Origin of the sequence: Flavobacterium denitrificans DSM 15936 (assembly GCF_000425445.1) — a bacterium.
Lineage (GTDB): Bacteria > Bacteroidota > Bacteroidia > Flavobacteriales > Flavobacteriaceae > Flavobacterium > Flavobacterium denitrificans.
The window spans coordinates 674,012-690,764 of record NZ_KE384377.1; the positions used below are offsets into that span (position 1 = coordinate 674,012).

Sequence of the window (16,753 nt, forward strand, 5' to 3'; positions counted from 1 at the left end):
ATTTCACAGAGATTTGCGCATAGCACTCAAAGCTAATAAACCTTGATGAACTTAACGAAATCCTTGTGAATTTTGAGGCTAAATTTAAATCACTGTAATTGCAGATTCCCTTCAATTCCGTCATCCATAGTTTTTCCGGTTACAAGGGCGGCGGTCATTTTTGCAATCGCAGCTATTTTGCCGTGTTTGTTATTCCAGTAGTAACCATCTTCTGGAACTACTTTTATGACGCTTAAATTAGGATCGTCTATACCGCCCGGCATCCAAACTTTTACAATAGGATCGTACAAAGCTTCGATCGTTTTTCTATCATACAATATCGTTGCAGATCCGTGCAGGGTAAGAAATTTATCGTGCGGTTCTGCAAAAAATATTTCGACAATTGGGTTCATTGTAATTTCAGCGTTTTGACTGCTGTTACGGTCAGATAAAAACCAAAGATTGCCCAAATCATCAATTTTTTGAACAGACATTGGTCGTGATTGCAAACGCTCATTTTTGTACGTGCAAAACATGCAGGTTTTTATGTTTCCTGCGAGTTCTTGTATTTTGTTTATCGCTAATTCTTCGATAAGATTTTTATGATCTCCCATGACTTATTAATTTTGATAAATTGATCTTATATTGTTGACTTACTTTAACTTGAGTAAGCATATACAAAGTTGTGATTTTTGAAATGGAAAGAATTATAGAATTATATTTTTTAATTGTCAGATTTCAATTTGCTGTTTTGTGAGAATTTATATTGATTTTAACAATCATAATTTATTTTTTTTATCTTTACAAAAAATAGATTAACCCATTCTGCATGAACGAATTATTAATTTTTTATACTGATGATGACGAAGACGATTTGAGCATTTTTGCAGACGCCGTCGAATTATTATCCAAAGAGGTAACGCTTCAGACTTATTCTGGCGGAGAAAAGCTACTAAATGCAATTGCGCATTCGCCTCCTAAGCCTTATTTGATTTTCTTAGATCTAAATATGCCGGGAAAAAATGGATTTGATGTCTTAACAGAACTCAAAGGGTCTAAAGAAAATAATGATATTCCGATTATCATTTTTTCAACTTCAAATGAGCCAAGCATTATCGAGAAATGCATTGCATTAGGCGCGAATTTTTTTATTACAAAACCGGTTTTGATGAAAGATATCGTACAAGCTATCGAATATTCCTTATCCATAAATTGGAAAGAATTTATTCCAGACCGAAAGACATTTGTCTATAAATTATAATCTCAGCATTTTTGACAAAAAGAAATACCAGATTTATTTTTAAATGAATCTGGTATTTTTTTTATAATTCAGGGAGAAAAATCTTGAATGTAGCGCCGTTTCCTTTTTTGCTTTGAGCTTTGATGACTCCTTTATGATTTTCTACGATTTTTTTCACAATTGCGAGCCCAATTCCAGTACCTAAAAATTCGGTTTCTGTGTTCAGTCTTTGAAAAACTTCAAAAATGCGCTCTTTGTATTCATCTTCAAAACCAATTCCGTTGTCCGAAATTCGTAAGCAGAAATAAATTTTATCGGGATAATCGACCTTAAAATTCAATTTGCTTCCCAAAACTCTTCTCGCTTTTACCTGAATGTGCGGCGGAACATCTTTACGCGAAAACTTCAAAGCATTTCCAATTAAATTATGAAGCAATTGTCTGAATTGAAAAGGCATTACAGTGCCTTCGCCAAGAGGATGGAGTTCGATAACAGCATTTTTTTCTTCAATGCGGTCAGAAAAATCCATAATGACTTCTTCAGCAATTTCATCTAAATTGGTTTTTACAAAAGTTCTGTCGGCCGAATTAGTCCTGGAATAAGTAAGTAGATCTTGTATCAGTGCCTGCATTCTTTTGGCCGAAAATTCAATACGTTCTAGATACGTTTTGGCTTTAGCCGAAATATTCTGTTCATCGAGATCAGTCAAACGACTTGCAAAAGTTTGAATTTTTCTGAGTGGTTCCTGCAAATCGTGACTTGAAATGTATGCAAAAGACTGAAGTTCAATATTCATGTTGATCAAATCTTTGTTTTTGCTTTCCAATTCTTCAGTACGTTGTAAAACTTGTTTTTCAAGTAAAGTGGTCGAATCTTTTTGCTCTTGAATATCGGTACTTGTGCCTACCCACATCTGAATTTTTCCATCAGCATCTTTTTGTGCAATCGCGTGACTAGAATACCATCTGTATTTTCCATCATGACGAAGAAATCGATGTTCAAATAAAAAGTCATTACCAGTTTTTATTGCTTCCATCCAGCGATTAATGTTCTCCTCGCGATCATCAGGATGAACAATTTGAAGCCATCCATTCTGATTAATATTGATTTTTGAAAGACCAGAGAAATTATAAACAGATTGATTAAAGTAATTCATATTTCCCATTGCATCACTGGTCCAAACAAACTGCTGAATAGAGTCGGCAAGGAGTCTGAACCTTTGCTCACTTTTCATTAAAATTTCCTGATTGTTTTTCTCATCTGTAATATCCATTACGATTCCGAGCATTTTGGTAGGATTTTTTAAATCATCAAAAAACAATTTGCCATGAACTCTAATCCACGAAATAGAATTGTCGGGCTTTAAAATTCGGGCTTCGTATCTGTAAATAGTAGTTTTTAATGCTTTAGCATAAGCTTTTTGGATTACAGGAGTATCCTCAGGAATAATTTGACTTAAAATCTGTGCACGAGTTACGTTCTTGTTTTTTTCAAGACCAAAAAGCATCAACATATTATCAGAGTAAATTAATTCCTGTGTGACGACATTTAAATCCCAGGTTACGATTTCTGCAATTTCAGAAGCAAGTCGTACTCTTTCTTCTGCATCTTCCACTTTTTTTCGAGCTTCTACTTTATCTGTTACATCGATGACATTAATCATCACGGCCGAAATTTCTCCGGTAGTTTCGTACAAGGGGGTATATTGATAATCCAGATAAAATTTTTGAAGTTTGCCTTTGATGTCAATATAAGCAATTGCTTCATTTTCACTAACAATTTTTCCTTTGGTTAATACATCATCAAGCAGTTGTGGATATTTTTGATCTAATAATTCGGGAAAAACTTCAAAAGCGGGTTTGCCAATCGTTTCGCTTTCTTTTTTTTGCCAAATATCATTTAGCATTGCCGTGTTGGCTAATTCTATAATATAATCTTTTCCTTTATAAATGGTCATGGCCATTGGTGACTGCATCACTAAATTTCTAAAAGCTTTTTCTTGCTCTGCCAAAAGATGTTTAGTCCTTACAGATTCTGTAACTTCATACCCAACAACAATAACACCGGATACTTTGTTACTTTCTTCTCTTAATGGATGAAAAACTATATTAAAATAACATTCTTCTTGTCGCCCATATCGATTAATGATGACTGGCAATTCATCAGTAAAAAACGGAACTCCCTCTTCATAAACTTTCGAAATCAGCGGATACACAGCATCTCTAGTTTCAGGTACCGATTCAAATACGGGTCTGTTGAGCGTTTCTTCTTCGGTTTTGTCTACAATTTGGTAATAGGTGTCGTTTGCTAATTCAACAATTAAGTCCTTTCCTTTAAGTATTGCGATTCCAAGCGGGACTTGTTTTACAATATTTTTGAACCGTTTTTCACTTTCTTCAATGGCAGTTCGAGCATTAACTTGAAGTGTCACATCGTTTGCAATAGCTACAATTCCGGAAATTGTTCCATCGGGTTCTTTCAAAGCTTCATAAACCACATTGATAAATGTATTGACTACTTTGCCATTTCGGGTTAGTTTTACTGGAAGTTCATTTGCCGTAAAACGTTCGCCAGTCAGGTATACTTTCATTAAAAGTTCTTCTAAGCCTGCGCCAGAAGCTTCTGGAATAGCTTCAAAAATGGGTTTGTTTAAAACTTCATGTTCTTTGCGTTCCCAGATTTCAAGCATCAGTTTGTTGGCGATTTCGACAACAAAATTTTTTCCTCTAAAAATGCACATTGCATTTGGAGTCTGAAGTATATTATTGCGGTAGCGTTCATTGCTTTCTTCTAGTTCTTTGCAAATCTTCACCTTTTCAGTAGTTTCGGTACAAACTACCAGAACGCCTGAAATTTTTCCGTCATCGTTCATAACTGGGCTATAGCTGAAAGTCCAATAAACATCTTCTAGGCTTCCGTTTCTATAAATTGGGACTAATTGATCTTCGTGCCAAGTAGGCTCTCCATCATTCAAAACTTGGTCAATTAACGGACCAATGAAATCCCAAATTTCTGGCCAATATTCTGCACCTTTTTGCCCTAAAATATCCGGATGTTTTCCTTCTTTTCCTAAACTTGGGCGATAGGCATCATTATAAAAACAAATATGTTCTGGTCCCCAAAACAAAAACATGGGAAATTTTGAGTGCAAAAGGATGCCTAAAGTGGTACGAAGGCTTTGAGGCCAAGTTTCGACCGCCCCAAGAGAGGTTTTGCTCCAATCTTTGGCGCGGGTCAGAGCCCCCATTTCACCTCCATTTGAAAGAAAATCGTAATTCGTATTTTTCATTTAAAATTCCTTTTGCTGAGTTGAAAAATAAATTTTATGTAATAAATATAGTTATATATTGTATTCGATCTTTGATAAAAAAATAAAATTAATAAAAAATTTCAGGAATAGAATTCGGGTTTTTTGAATGAGCTAATTTTTAAATCTATAGAGTTAATTTTATTTGCTAGGTATGATGAAATTTGACTTACACAGATTGTTGAAATTGTATTCAAATTTTAAATCATGAAAAAAGAACAAAAACACGAAACCGACTATATACAGAAATATCAGGATGAAGGCTACATCGCAAATTTTTTATTTGACAATGGCTGTTTGATTGATACTGATTCAAAATATGCGTACCAACCAGATGAAATTTATATTGTAGCGCATCACAGATATGAGGGCATGAGCAATCCAGACGATATGTCTATATTGTATGTTATTGAAACAAAAGACCACATAAAAGGAACACATTTATTAGGATACGGTCCGATGGCTGATTTGGATGAAGCCGAGTTTTTTAAAGAAATTCCGAAAAAGAATTACTCTAAAAACGCCGATATCAGCGAACTTACATAAGAGAAAATAAATAGGTATTTTTATTTTGCTGAGGAGCAGTTGTTCCGGATTAAATCCGGGGCAGCTGTTTTTTCTTTTTAGAGTTGCAAAGTTACAAAGTGACAGAGTTGCAAAGTTTTTTTTACTAGCCTATTATTCCATTTTCTAAATTAATTATTTTAGAAGAGAACATTGTCACTATGTCGCTTTGTTGCTTTGTCACTTTCAAATAAAAATTATGAAATATCTGACTGAAATTGTATAAGGGTTTGATTTGCAATTAGTACGAAATTTGGCTTATACAAAATGAGAAAACAAATGACTCATTTTTTTAAGACTAACAGATAGTAATTGCTTCTATAAAAAAATCAAACTAAAATGAAAAAACTTTACTTAAATAATGGCGAATTTGATACTGTTTTTAATGATCTTAAAGATAGTTTTGATGGCAAGTTGAGCGCCAAAAACAATGAATATAATTTAGATATTCAATCAAAATGGACAAAAGGCTCTATCAAAGGAACTCGTTTTGATGATAAGATTTTGTTTATGCATTTTGATTTAGTATTTCATCAAGATGTAAGTTTGAGCATTGAAGCATTTCAGTCGGCGCCGGTGTTTTTTGTTTATTGTGAAAACGGAAATGTGAGCCACAGTTTTGGAGTAAATGGAGAAAAGAAAATTTTGAGAAAAAATCAGTCAGCTGTTTTAAATAATTCGTCTGTAATTAATAGTGTTTTGTATTTCGAAAGCCACAAACGTATTCAGTTTACTTTATTAGGAATGCCAACGGTTGAAAACAAAAATGCAACATTAGTTTCACGAGTGAAGCAAAATTTTACAAATGATTCTGGAAACTATATTTACATCGGAAAAGAGAATACAAAAATTTCGCAAAAAATCCAGCAATTCAAAACAATGCCAGAAAAAGGTATTGTTGGAACGATTCTTAAAAAAAGCATTTTGAACCATATTGTGGAAATTGAAGTAGAACAGCATGATTTTAATTACTTAAAAACATTTGACCCTATTGTTGATATCGCAGTAAAACAGATTAATGAAATCAAAAGGATTTCGACTGTGATTTTTTCAGATGCACTTGCGTCTGTCAAACTTTTCAGAGCCAAACATCATTGGTCATTTAAACTTTACAACCAAAAATTAGCTAGCTGATAAGCAACATATATTTTGTCTTAAGATTCTAAGGCACTGAGATTCTGAGATTCTGAGTTTTTTAAACCTAGTATCTCAGAGTTTTTTTTTAAGATGATAAGATTTTGAGATTCGAAGACGCTAAGTTTTTTTAGCTTAGAATCTTAGCATCTCAGAAACTTGGATCACTCTTTTTCATAGTAAATTATAAAATATACCATTAGTAAATTAAGGCAAAGAGAAATACTGTTGGTGATTATTATGGGAAGATCATTTTTTAAAATTCCGTAAATAATCCAAATCAAGATTCCAAAAGTGAGAATGCCGAAAGTTTTAAGTGAAATATCTTTTACTTTTTTAGTTTTCCAAACTTTTAAAATCTGCGGAATTGTCGAAAAAGTGATACAAGCCCCCGCAAAAAGTCCGATGATGTCTATGAAATTCATAGTTCCCTGTTTTTTTGATTTGATTAACCTCTTGCTGAGCGAAGTTGAAGGATAGCGCACGCCAATCAAGATAATTTATATTAAATACTCCGATCCTTCAATTTCGCTCGAGAGGGCATAAAAAAGGTTTTACGGTGTGTCATCCCACCATTTCACCACCATTAATATGAATAAACTGGCCAGTAATGTAACTGCTGTCTTCACAGGCAAGAAATACATAAGCAGGAGCAACTTCAGATGGCTGTCCAGCTCTCCCCATCGGATTGTCCTTTCCGAAATCTGAAAGCTTGTCAAAACTTGCTACAATCAAAGGCGTCCAAATGGGGCCAGGCGCAACGCCGTTAACTCTAATCTTTCGCTTGGCAAGCATCGTCGATAATGATTTTGTAAAACTGACAATCGCACCTTTTGTACTCGCATAATCGGCCAAATGCTCACTGCCTCGATATGCCGTTACAGAGCTGGTGTTGATAATAGTGTCGTTTTCGTTCAGCTGTGGCAAAACCGCTTTTGTTATATAGAAATACGGATAAATATTCGTTTCAAAAGTCGTGCGAAGTTGTGCGGCAGTAATTTTCTCTAATTCATTTTTTGGGAATTGAACTGCTGCATTATTGACCAAAACATTTATTTTTTTGAATGTGGCGATACATTTTTTTACTGCGCTTTTGCAAAATTTTTCATCTTTCAGATCTCCGCTTATTAAGAGGCATTGCTGTCCTTCTTTTTCAATTAATTCTTTTGTCGCTAGTGCGTCTTTATCTTCTTTCAAATATACAATGGCAATATTAGCGCCTTCTCTGGCAAAATGAACTGCCACACTGCGGCCTATACCGCTGTCGCCTCCCGTTATAAAAGCAACTTTGCCTATAAGTTTACCGCTTCCAGCATAGTTCTCGCGAATAATTTCAGGTTCCGGACGCATTAAATATTCGTTTCCAGGAAGTTCTTGTTTTTGTTCAGGAAATGTTTTTCTCTTTTCCATAATTATTTCATTTAAAGCAATTTGTTTCTAATTTAATTCGTTTTTAATAACTGCTTTAACTGAAATAATTTTAAGATTATCTCAAAAAAAAATTCTGGACTTTTTATGTTGAAACATGGGAATTATGTAACGAATTTGATTTGTGATGAAATGGTTTTTTAACTTTTCTTTATAAATTTGAACGTTTGTGCAGTTACTGTTTAAAATAGGATCAGATGTTTTAAATGCTTTTGTACAAAGACTTTTTTTAAGACCCAAACCATATTAATTAATTTAACGCTTTTACTCCCAAATAGCATGGTATTAATTGTAGACGATATAAAGGCAAATATTATTGCCTTAAAAAAAACATTAGAGCTGCATAATATTGATGTCGATACTGCTGAATCTGGGGAAGAAGCGCTGAGGAAAATTTTAAAAACAAATTACTGCCTCATTATTATGGATGTTCAAATGCCAGGACTTGATGGCTTTGAAGTAGTAAAAATCCTTTCAGGAAATAAGCGTACAAAAGATATCCCTGTTATATTTCTTTCAGCCCTTAATATTGAAAAAAAATATATTTTTAAAGGTTATGAAACTGGCGCTGTGGAATATATTACAAAACCAGTAGACACAGATTTGCTGATGCTGAAGGTTAAAACATTCATCAAAATTTACGAACAGCAAAATGAATTAAAAGGAATTAAAGACCTTCTTTCAAAAGAAATAAAAATAAGAAAAGAAGCGCAAGATAATCTTGAAATCAAAATTGCCGAAAGAACCAAGGAATTGGTTTTGAAAAATGAAGAATTAGAAATGAAAAACCACGAACTGCAACAATTTGCATGGGTGGTTTCGCATGATTTGAACGAACCAATACGAAAAATTCAAATCTTTATAAAAATCATTAAAGATCTTTATTTGACTACAGACGCAAAAGCAATTGATTATGTTGATCGAACAATTAAATCAGCTGAAAGGATGCAGACTTTGATTACAGATCTCTTGGCTTATTCTAGATTATCAGCGCAGGTAAAACCTGAAACTACAGATCTTAATGTGGTTTTGCAAGAAGTACTTTCGGATTTTGATTATTTGATTGACCGAAAAAATGCAACAGTAAAAACTTCTGAACTTCCTACAATAGACAGTATTCCAAGCCAGTTGCGACAGGTTTTTCAAAATTTGATTGGAAATGCAATTAAATTCTCGGGTGCAAACGAACCGCCTTTAATCGAAATTACTTCCGAATTGATTGCTGATAAATCATTTGATAGTCCAACTTCTCCGGATGGAAAGTATTGCCGCATTATTGTAAAAGATAACGGAATTGGTTTTGACGAAATTTATTTGGATCGAATATTCATTATTTTCCAAAGTTTGAATGACCGTCAGACTTACGAAGGAACAGGAATCGGATTGGCGATTGCTAAAAAAATCATCGAAAAACACAACGGGTTAATCACAGCAAAAAGTCAGGTAGGAAAGGGGGCAAGTTTTATTATTGTACTGCCTTTAAAATACGAGTAAAATACAATTTATATCTATGAAGAATAACTTTAAGAAAAATCTGTTAATCAGTTCTTTAGTATCATTGTTAGTACTAACTATTAGTTCTGTAGCATCATTTATCAGCATTAAAAGTTTGCTGAATAGTAATTTTTGGGTAAACCATACACAAGAAGTTATTTATAATTTGAATGAGGGTTCTTCAATTATTATAGAAGCGCAAACTAGTATGCGTGGTTATCTTATTACTGGTGATGAGCAGTTTACAGAGCGATATAATGATGCTGAAGCAAAATCAAATATTTATTTTGAAAAACTCGACGAGCTTACAATTGATAATTCTTTTCAACAAAAACAATTAGGCGAGCTCAGAAAAATGCGAGTTAATTTTTTTAAATACTTAAATAATCAGATAGTTAAGAAACGTTTGGATAAAGAAACACTTGTATTTGATCTAAACGTAGGCAGGCATATGATGAATGAAATGCGTGCGCTTACTAAAAGAATTGAGAACACAGAACAAAAACTACTAGCAGAACGTTCGGCTAATTCAGAACGCTATGGCACTTATAGTTTAATATTGATTGTCGTGGCCTTTTTTATTGCTTTTATAATTTCAATTGTTTTCTTGATCCGAATTTTAAAGGATTACAATGAGCGTACCCTATTGCAAAATGAATTGGAGAAAAAAGACATTGAAACGGCTCAAAGAATCGAAGCAATCAGTACGATTGCTACTAATATCTCAAACGGAAATTATGATATTCGTGTAGACGATAAAAAAGCAGATGCGCTTGGAAGCGTAGGCGAATCATTGAATACAATGGGTTTCAATCTGAAAAATTCTTTCGATTTGTTATCACAAAAAGAATGGCTACAAACAGGTGTTGCCGAATTAAATAATGCCATGCTGGGAGATAAAGCATTGGAGAAATTGGCAAAAGATATAATAGAGTTTTTATGCAACTATACCAATAGTAATGCAGGAGTGCTATATGTTGTTGATGGTGAAGAACTTTTGGCCGTTGGCGGATATAGTTATATTCCAAGCAAAAACAGGGAGCGAATCAAAAAAGGCGAAGGTTTAATTGGGCAAGCAATCAATTCTAAAAAACTGTTAGAATTGAAAACTTTGACTCCAGATGATATTCAGATTAATTATGCTTTAGGCCAAATCAAGCCAACACATATTATTGCATTGCCATTATTAGATAATAAAATTGAAGGAGCTATTGAATTGGCAAGCATTTATGGATTTTCAGACTTGCATTTGGAGTTTTTGAAAATAATTGCAAATAATATTGGAATTGCAATCCGATCAACTCAAAACAGAAGAAGAGTAATGGAATTGCTGGAAGAAACGAAAGCACAATCTGAAGAATTACAGCAACAACATACTGAGCTTGAAGCGATAAATGCTGAATTGGAAGCGCAGACAGAAAAACTGCAAGCTTCTGAAGAAGAATTAAGAGTACAGCAAGAAGAATTGGAACAAACCAATGAAGAATTGTCTGAAAGAAGTGTTTTATTGGAAGAAAAAAACAATGAAATTCAGAAAAAATCAGAGGCTTTAGAACTTACAACTCGATATAAATCAGAGTTTTTAGCGAATATGTCGCATGAATTAAGAACACCTTTAAATTCTATTTTGCTTTTAAGCCGATTATTATCTGAGAATAATAATAAAAGCATGAATAATGAAGAAGTTGAATTTGCAAAAGTAATTCAGAGTTCTGGAAATAGCTTGTTAGGATTGATTGATGAAATTCTGGATTTATCAAAAATCGAAGCTGGAAAAATGGAATTGGAATTTCTTGATGTTTCGACAAAAGAAATTACCGACACGCTTTGGAATTTATTTAATCTAGTTGCGAAAGAAAAAGGAATCGAATTTGAAATTATTTCGAAAGAAGCGCCGATTGTAATCAAAACAGACAAAATGCGTTTGGAGCAAATTCTGAAAAACCTTATTTCAAACGCCATCAAATTTACTGAAAAAGGAAAAGTAAGTGTCGAAATCAAAGTCGATACAGATGATGACAAAATCATTTGTTTCATTGTAAAAGATACCGGAATCGGAATTCCTTTGGAGAAACAACCTCTTGTTTTTGAAGCTTTCCAACAAGCAGACGGTTCAACAAAAAGAAAATATGGAGGAACAGGTTTGGGATTGTCAATAAGCAGGGAATTGGCAAAATTGTTAAAAGGAGAAATCGTGCTTCACAGTAAAGTCAATGAAGGAAGTTCGTTTACGTTATGCCTTCCGGTATTTGGCGCTGCTTACAACAAAGTAAATGCAGAAAAAATACCGCCAACAGATTTTGAAGAAATAGAGCCTCAACCAGAGCCAGTTGCTTCAAAAAAATATATAAGTCCGATAATTCCTGATGAAATTGACGACGACAGATCCTTGATCAAGGAAGGTGATAAAGTAATTTTAATTATAGAAGATGATGTCAATTTTGCCAAATCACTTTTGACTTTTACGCATAAAAAAGGATATAAAGGAGTTGTCTCTGTGCGAGGCGACTATGCATTAAACTTTGCATTGCTGTATAAACCAGTCGGAATTTTGCTTGATATTGAACTTCCTGTAAAAAGTGGTTGGGAAGTTTTGGAAGAATTGAAAAACAATCTGGAAACCAAACATATTCCAGTTCATATTATGTCTTCGCACAAATTGAAACAAGAGAGTTTGTTAAAAGGAGCCGTAGATTTTCTAGATAAACCGGTAGCTTTTGACAAAATTCCAGATGTGTTTTTGCGCATTGAACATATTATTAATAAAGAAGCGCAAAAAGTTTTGATTATTGAAGACAATCCGAAACACGCAAAAGCATTAGCGTTTTTCTTGGAAACCTATAATATCAATTCTGAGATAAAAAGTGAAGTTTCTGCGGGTATCCAGGCATTGAATAAAAAAGAAGTTGACTGCGTAATCCTAGATATGGGAATTCCAGACAAGCAAGCCTATGAAATTCTGGATGGCGTGAAAAAAAATCCGGGATTAGAAAAACTTCCAGTGATTGTTTTCACAGGAAAAAGCTTGTCGCTTAAAGAAGAAGTCAAGATTAAGAAATATGCCGATTCTATTATTGTAAAAACAGCACATTCTTACCAAAGAATGTTAGATGAGGTTTCACTTTTCTTGCATTTGGTAGAAGATAAAAAAGAAGGAAAAAATAAAAATGAAGGACATAAAAAGCTAAATTTACTAAACAACATTCTGCACGAGAAAAAAGTATTGATCGTTGATGACGATGTGAGAAATATTTATTCGCTGACAAAAGCATTAGAAGTTTTCAAGATGAATATTATTACGGCTTTTGATGGAAATGAAGCAATCAAGATTTTGAATGAAAACCCTGATACTGATATTGTTTTATTAGATATGATGATGCCAAACATGGACGGATATGAAACAGCCGAGAAAATTAGAACAAATCCTAAATTCTTGAATCTGCCTCTAATTGCCGTAACTGCTAAAGCAATGACTGGAGATAGAGAAAAATGCATCAAGGCCGGAGCGTCTGATTATATTACAAAACCAGTAGATGTTGATCAACTATTATCATTATTGCGCGTGTGGCTTTATGATAAGGTTTAAAAAATAATGATTTCAATAAAAACCTGACCTATTAAAATTTGTTAGGTTTAATAAAGTATATCAAATGAGTAAAAAAAGACTTTTGATTATAGATGATGATTCTAGAAATATATTTGCATTAGAAAACACTTTACGCGCTAAATCATTTGATTGTTTGTCTTGTTTAAGTGCTGAAGAAGCGTTGAAATTACTAGATTCAGATGAACAGATTGATGCTGTTTTAATCGATATGATGATGCCTGAAATGGATGGTTATGAGGCTATTCCATTGATAAAAGCGATTCCGTCACGTGAATCAACTTTTGTTGTTGCTGTAACAGCGCAGGCTATGAAAGGCGATAAGGAAAAATGTTTAGAGGCTGGAGCTGATGATTATATCTCAAAACCAGTTGATGTTGATAAGTTACTGCTTGTTTTAAGCAAAATTTGAATGGAATATGATTGAGGATATTGAATTAGAAATACTTATCAATGAAGTCTACGAATATTATGGTTTTGATTTTGGGAGTTATTCTAGAGCTTCTTTAAAAAGGCGTGTGAACAGGGTTTTTCAATTGGATGGCTTTACCAATTTTCCCGAATTTCTTTCAAAAGTTCGTTCTGATCCAGAATATTATAAAAGAATGGTCGATGAAATTACGGTCAATGTCACCGAAATGTTTCGTGACCCGGCATTTTATAACGTTCTGCGAAATCAGATTTTGCCTTTACTCGGAACAAAACCTTTTATAAGATTATGGCACGCCGGCTGTTCTACTGGCGAAGAAGTCTATTCTATGGCAATTATGCTAAAAGAAGCTGGTTTGCTTCATAAATCGTTGATTTATGCAACAGATATAAATGCAACAGTTTTGGAAACGGCCAAAAAAGGAATTTTCCCGCTCCGAATGATGAAAGAGTATTCTCAAAATTATCGAGATGCTGGTGGTCAGGAAGATTTTTCGAGCTATTATACTGCCAACTATGGTATAGCAAAATTCAATGGAGAATTAGCCGAAAAGATGGTTTTTTCTCAACACAATCTTGTTTCAGATACTTCTTTTAATGAATTTGACTTGATTTTGTGCCGAAATGTTTTAATCTATTTTGACGCTGATCTGCAAAAACGCGTAATCAATTTATTTGACGAAAGCCTAGCTGTACTAGGTTTTCTGGCACTCGGCACAAAAGAAACCATAAAATATTCTATTGCTCCAGGAAAATATAAACAATTGGATAAAGATAAAATATGGAGGAAATTAAAATAACATCAAATTGTAAAGTAGTAATTATAGGAGGGTCAGCAGGAAGCTTGAATGCTTTGATGCAGATTTTGCCTGAATTAATAAAAATTAATGATTTTGCGCTTGTGATTGTCCTTCATAGAAAAAGTACTGATGACCAGACTTTAGAGGATTTAATTACGCTGAAATCAAATATAAAAGTAAAATCAGTTGAGGACAAAGTGCCGTTGTTGCCAGGCTTTATTTACATCGCGCCATCAAATTATCATTTATTGTTTGAGAAAGATGGCATTCTAGCTTTAGATACTTCAGAAAAAATAAACTACAGCCGTCCCAGTATTGATGTTTCTTTTGAATCAGCGGCAGAAGTTTATGGTTCTTCCTTAATCGGAATATTATTGTCAGGTTCAAATTCGGACGGAACCGTCGGTCTCCGTGCCATTAAAGAAGCGGGTGGCATTACTGTGGCACAAAATCCGCTTTCTGCAGAAATGCCTTTTATGCCTAACAACGCTATCTTGTATTCAAATCCTGATTACATTTTAAATATTCAGGAAATTCTCCACTTTATTGCGTCTATAAATATGGAATAATTTAGTTTTTTGGTTTTTCGTCTTCAGGAAGAATAATTTTGTTTAAATCAGCTTCTTCTTTTGCTCTTCTTTGTGCTGCTTTTCCCTTTCCAATAGGTATTCCAGCAGTAATGTACCACGATCTATTGAATTGATTATTTGGACCATCGCCTTTCATCACCGTCACTAAACCATAATAATATTGAACAGTGAAGTTAAGGCCGTTTCCAACATTCAAATGATAACCAAGACCTGCGGCAAGTCCAGCATCAATGACATGAATTTGATCGCGGATATTCTTTTTGTAAACGATGTCGTCTTTGTCAATTTCATTTTTAAATTCATCAAAAGCTTTTGCCAATAAACCAAACTGAGGCCCTGCTTTTACATAAATATTGTTTTTAAATTGATATTTAATCAAAATAGGAACATTAAAATAGCGTATTTCACGGTTTACAGTTCCGTTGGCAAAAGTATTGTCTAGATTTTCATCATTTAAAGAATAAACAGGAATACTTTGCGCTCCCATTGGTGATTTTACAATAACTCCCGTATTGATCATCCAGGCTGGATTTTTTTTTGAGCGAAGATCAAAATAAAAACCAAGATTAAAACCAGGATTGGTTGCAGAGGACTCCATATTTGAAATCGTAGAGAAATTGACACCGCCTTCTAGACCAAATTCAAGAAACTCAGAGTTAAGCTTGTCTCCAAAAATCAAGGAAATCAAAACTTGTGATCGCGCCGATGAAATGCAAAAGAAAGTGATGACAATGAATATGTTTTTTTTCATATAAGGAATCAATTACAGTCCAAAACGATATTGAAGACTTCCTAGAACTTGTGTACGGGTTCCTAGAAAACCACATTCTGCACGAAACATAAAATGTTTATTAAATTGGTATTGAGATCCAATAATAAAATTCCACATGTCTTTTGGTCTCTTTTGCAGTGAATATTGCACAGAAGAATTTTCAGCTGTGCTTAATGCTCCGTCTAGAGTTGCCAGAAAAGTTCCTGCTCTATCTAAGGCTCTGTCAGCCGTATTGTGTTTGGCTATATTAACCGGATTTTTTTGTTCTGCGGGGCTTAAGCTGTCCCACCAGTTATCTACTTTTGTTTGGTTATCTGATACTTTTTGAAGGCCACTGTCCACTTTAGCTTGAGCAGTGCTTAGATCAATAAAATCAGACAAAGGCAAATCTCCATTAGTGTCTCCAGAAATATGAACCCTGAAACCTCCAACCCAAACCGCTATATTTTGCTCTGGTTTATTGAATTTAAAGGTTTTTCCTAATCTCGGACCGAAAACATAAGAAAATGCAGGCTTATCAAGCGAGCTAATATCAGTCCAAGCCATATTCATATCAAGAGCCAGCCAGCCACCGCCAATACCAATTGTTGGGGTCATACCAATACCAAAAGTGGTAGCGTTAAAATTTGCTTGTGTACTGAAATTAGCAACTTCAGACCAGTTGTTATCGGCATCTGGAACCCAAATCCCAGCATTAATTTTAGTAGAAGTATTGGCTTTTCCAAAAATTCCATAAATATTTAAAAAAGGAAGCAACCAGATATCAGGACGAATTGTCAACGCACTTGCCTCGACAGTAGATTTGTCGAATCGTACAATTTCATCTAAATTATATTGTGGGCCATGATTAAAACCAATATTCAAATCATTTATAACAATTTCAGATTCTTGCCAAAACCAGTTTACAGAGACTCCTGCAGAATAAGGAAGCTTATATCCTTTTTGGGCAACTTTTTCTCCCCAAATTGGCAAAGCGTAGGGATATTTTTCGACTTTAAGGCTGTCTTTTAAGTCTTCATTTTTTTTTCCTACAATTTTATCGGTATAAACTTGCCCGAAAATTTGCATGCTAAATAATAATAAAAAGGCTGATATTAGTGTATTACATTTCATTGATAAGAGTGTTTTTAAAATTAATTAATTGAACTGCGAAAAAATAAATATAAACTAATGTATGTACGGTAATCTTTTTATTGAATCTGCTTATATAAAGTCTTTTTTGGGATATAAATTAGGCTTTTATAGATGTTAATTTATGTTAAAGTTAACGAAATTTTCTTACTGCAAGCAATATTTTTCTAGAAAGTGTTAATTAAGCTAAAAATAATTTTAGTGACGCTTACATCGAATTGTTTTTTTTTACATTTGTCATTATCAGTTATTTATTCTTTTGAAAAATAAATAGTATTTTT

14 protein-coding genes are annotated in these 16,753 nt (G+C 33.7%); 8 read left to right on the forward strand and 6 right to left on the reverse strand.

What is annotated here, in order from left to right:
• Positions 1–89: 89 nt before the first annotated feature.
• Positions 90–593 carry a pyridoxamine 5'-phosphate oxidase family protein gene (locus H600_RS0114905; RefSeq protein WP_026729536.1) on the reverse strand — a complete coding sequence of 168 codons (504 nt, stop codon included), beginning with the start codon at positions 591–593 and terminating at the stop codon, positions 90–92.
• A gap of 215 nt (positions 594–808) precedes the next feature.
• Here H600_RS0114905 and H600_RS0114910 point away from each other — a divergent pair, with 215 nt between their 5' ends.
• Entirely contained in the window at positions 809–1,240 is a 432-nt protein-coding gene (locus H600_RS0114910; protein WP_026729537.1) for a response regulator, read from the forward strand.
• Between the two features lie 61 nt (positions 1,241–1,301).
• Here H600_RS0114910 and H600_RS0114915 read toward each other — a convergent pair whose 3' ends face one another.
• Positions 1,302–4,508, reverse strand: a complete 3,207-nt coding sequence (locus tag H600_RS0114915) for a PAS domain-containing protein (RefSeq protein WP_026729538.1) — start codon at positions 4,506–4,508, stop codon at positions 1,302–1,304.
• Between the two features lie 225 nt (positions 4,509–4,733).
• Here H600_RS0114915 and H600_RS0114920 point away from each other — a divergent pair, with 225 nt between their 5' ends.
• On the forward strand, positions 4,734–5,072 hold the full coding sequence (locus H600_RS0114920; protein ID WP_026729539.1) for a hypothetical protein: 339 nt from the start codon (positions 4,734–4,736) through the stop codon (positions 5,070–5,072).
• Positions 5,073–5,429: 357 nt separating this feature from the next.
• Positions 5,430–6,224 (forward strand): hypothetical protein, encoded by a 795-nt coding sequence (locus H600_RS0114925; protein ID WP_026729540.1) that lies wholly within the window; start codon positions 5,430–5,432, stop codon positions 6,222–6,224.
• Between the two features lie 164 nt (positions 6,225–6,388).
• On the opposite strand, the gene H600_RS0114930 is transcribed toward H600_RS0114925, so the two are convergent.
• Together H600_RS0114930 and H600_RS0114935 are read right to left on the reverse strand one after the other, a co-directional pair.
• Positions 6,389–6,649 (reverse strand): SemiSWEET family sugar transporter, encoded by a 261-nt coding sequence (locus tag H600_RS0114930; protein WP_026729541.1) that lies wholly within the window; start codon positions 6,647–6,649, stop codon positions 6,389–6,391.
• Positions 6,650–6,788: 139 nt separating this feature from the next.
• Complete coding sequence (locus tag H600_RS0114935) at positions 6,789–7,634, reverse strand: SDR family oxidoreductase (protein WP_026729542.1); 846 nt, start codon at positions 7,632–7,634, stop codon at positions 6,789–6,791.
• A gap of 297 nt (positions 7,635–7,931) precedes the next feature.
• Between H600_RS0114935 and H600_RS0114945 the strand changes: the two genes are divergently transcribed.
• From H600_RS0114945 to H600_RS0114965, 5 genes are all read left to right on the forward strand, one after another.
• Positions 7,932–9,146, forward strand: coding sequence for a hybrid sensor histidine kinase/response regulator (locus tag H600_RS0114945; RefSeq protein ID WP_026729543.1), 1,215 nt, complete (start codon positions 7,932–7,934; stop codon positions 9,144–9,146).
• Between the two features lie 16 nt (positions 9,147–9,162).
• Complete coding sequence (locus H600_RS0114950; protein ID WP_026729544.1) at positions 9,163–12,732, forward strand: response regulator; 3,570 nt, start codon at positions 9,163–9,165, stop codon at positions 12,730–12,732.
• Between the two features lie 64 nt (positions 12,733–12,796).
• Complete coding sequence (locus H600_RS0114955) at positions 12,797–13,162, forward strand: response regulator (protein ID WP_026729545.1); 366 nt, start codon at positions 12,797–12,799, stop codon at positions 13,160–13,162.
• Between the two features lie 7 nt (positions 13,163–13,169).
• Positions 13,170–13,979 (forward strand): CheR family methyltransferase, encoded by an 810-nt coding sequence (locus tag H600_RS0114960; protein ID WP_026729546.1) that lies wholly within the window; start codon positions 13,170–13,172, stop codon positions 13,977–13,979.
• The gene (locus H600_RS0114965) at positions 13,961–14,548 is read left to right on the forward strand and encodes a chemotaxis protein CheB (protein WP_026729547.1); all 588 of its coding nucleotides are present in this window, start codon (positions 13,961–13,963) and stop codon (positions 14,546–14,548) included. The genes H600_RS0114960 and H600_RS0114965 overlap by 19 nt, the downstream gene beginning before the upstream one ends.
• Position 14,549: 1 nt before the next feature.
• Here H600_RS0114965 and H600_RS0114970 read toward each other — a convergent pair whose 3' ends face one another.
• Entirely contained in the window at positions 14,550–15,320 is a 771-nt protein-coding gene (locus H600_RS0114970; protein WP_026729548.1) for a porin family protein, read from the reverse strand.
• A gap of 12 nt (positions 15,321–15,332) precedes the next feature.
• Positions 15,333–16,454: a hypothetical protein gene (locus H600_RS0114975; protein WP_026729549.1), complete on the reverse strand. Its 1,122-nt coding sequence runs from the start codon at positions 16,452–16,454 to the stop codon at positions 15,333–15,335.
• Positions 16,455–16,753 lie beyond the last annotated feature (299 nt).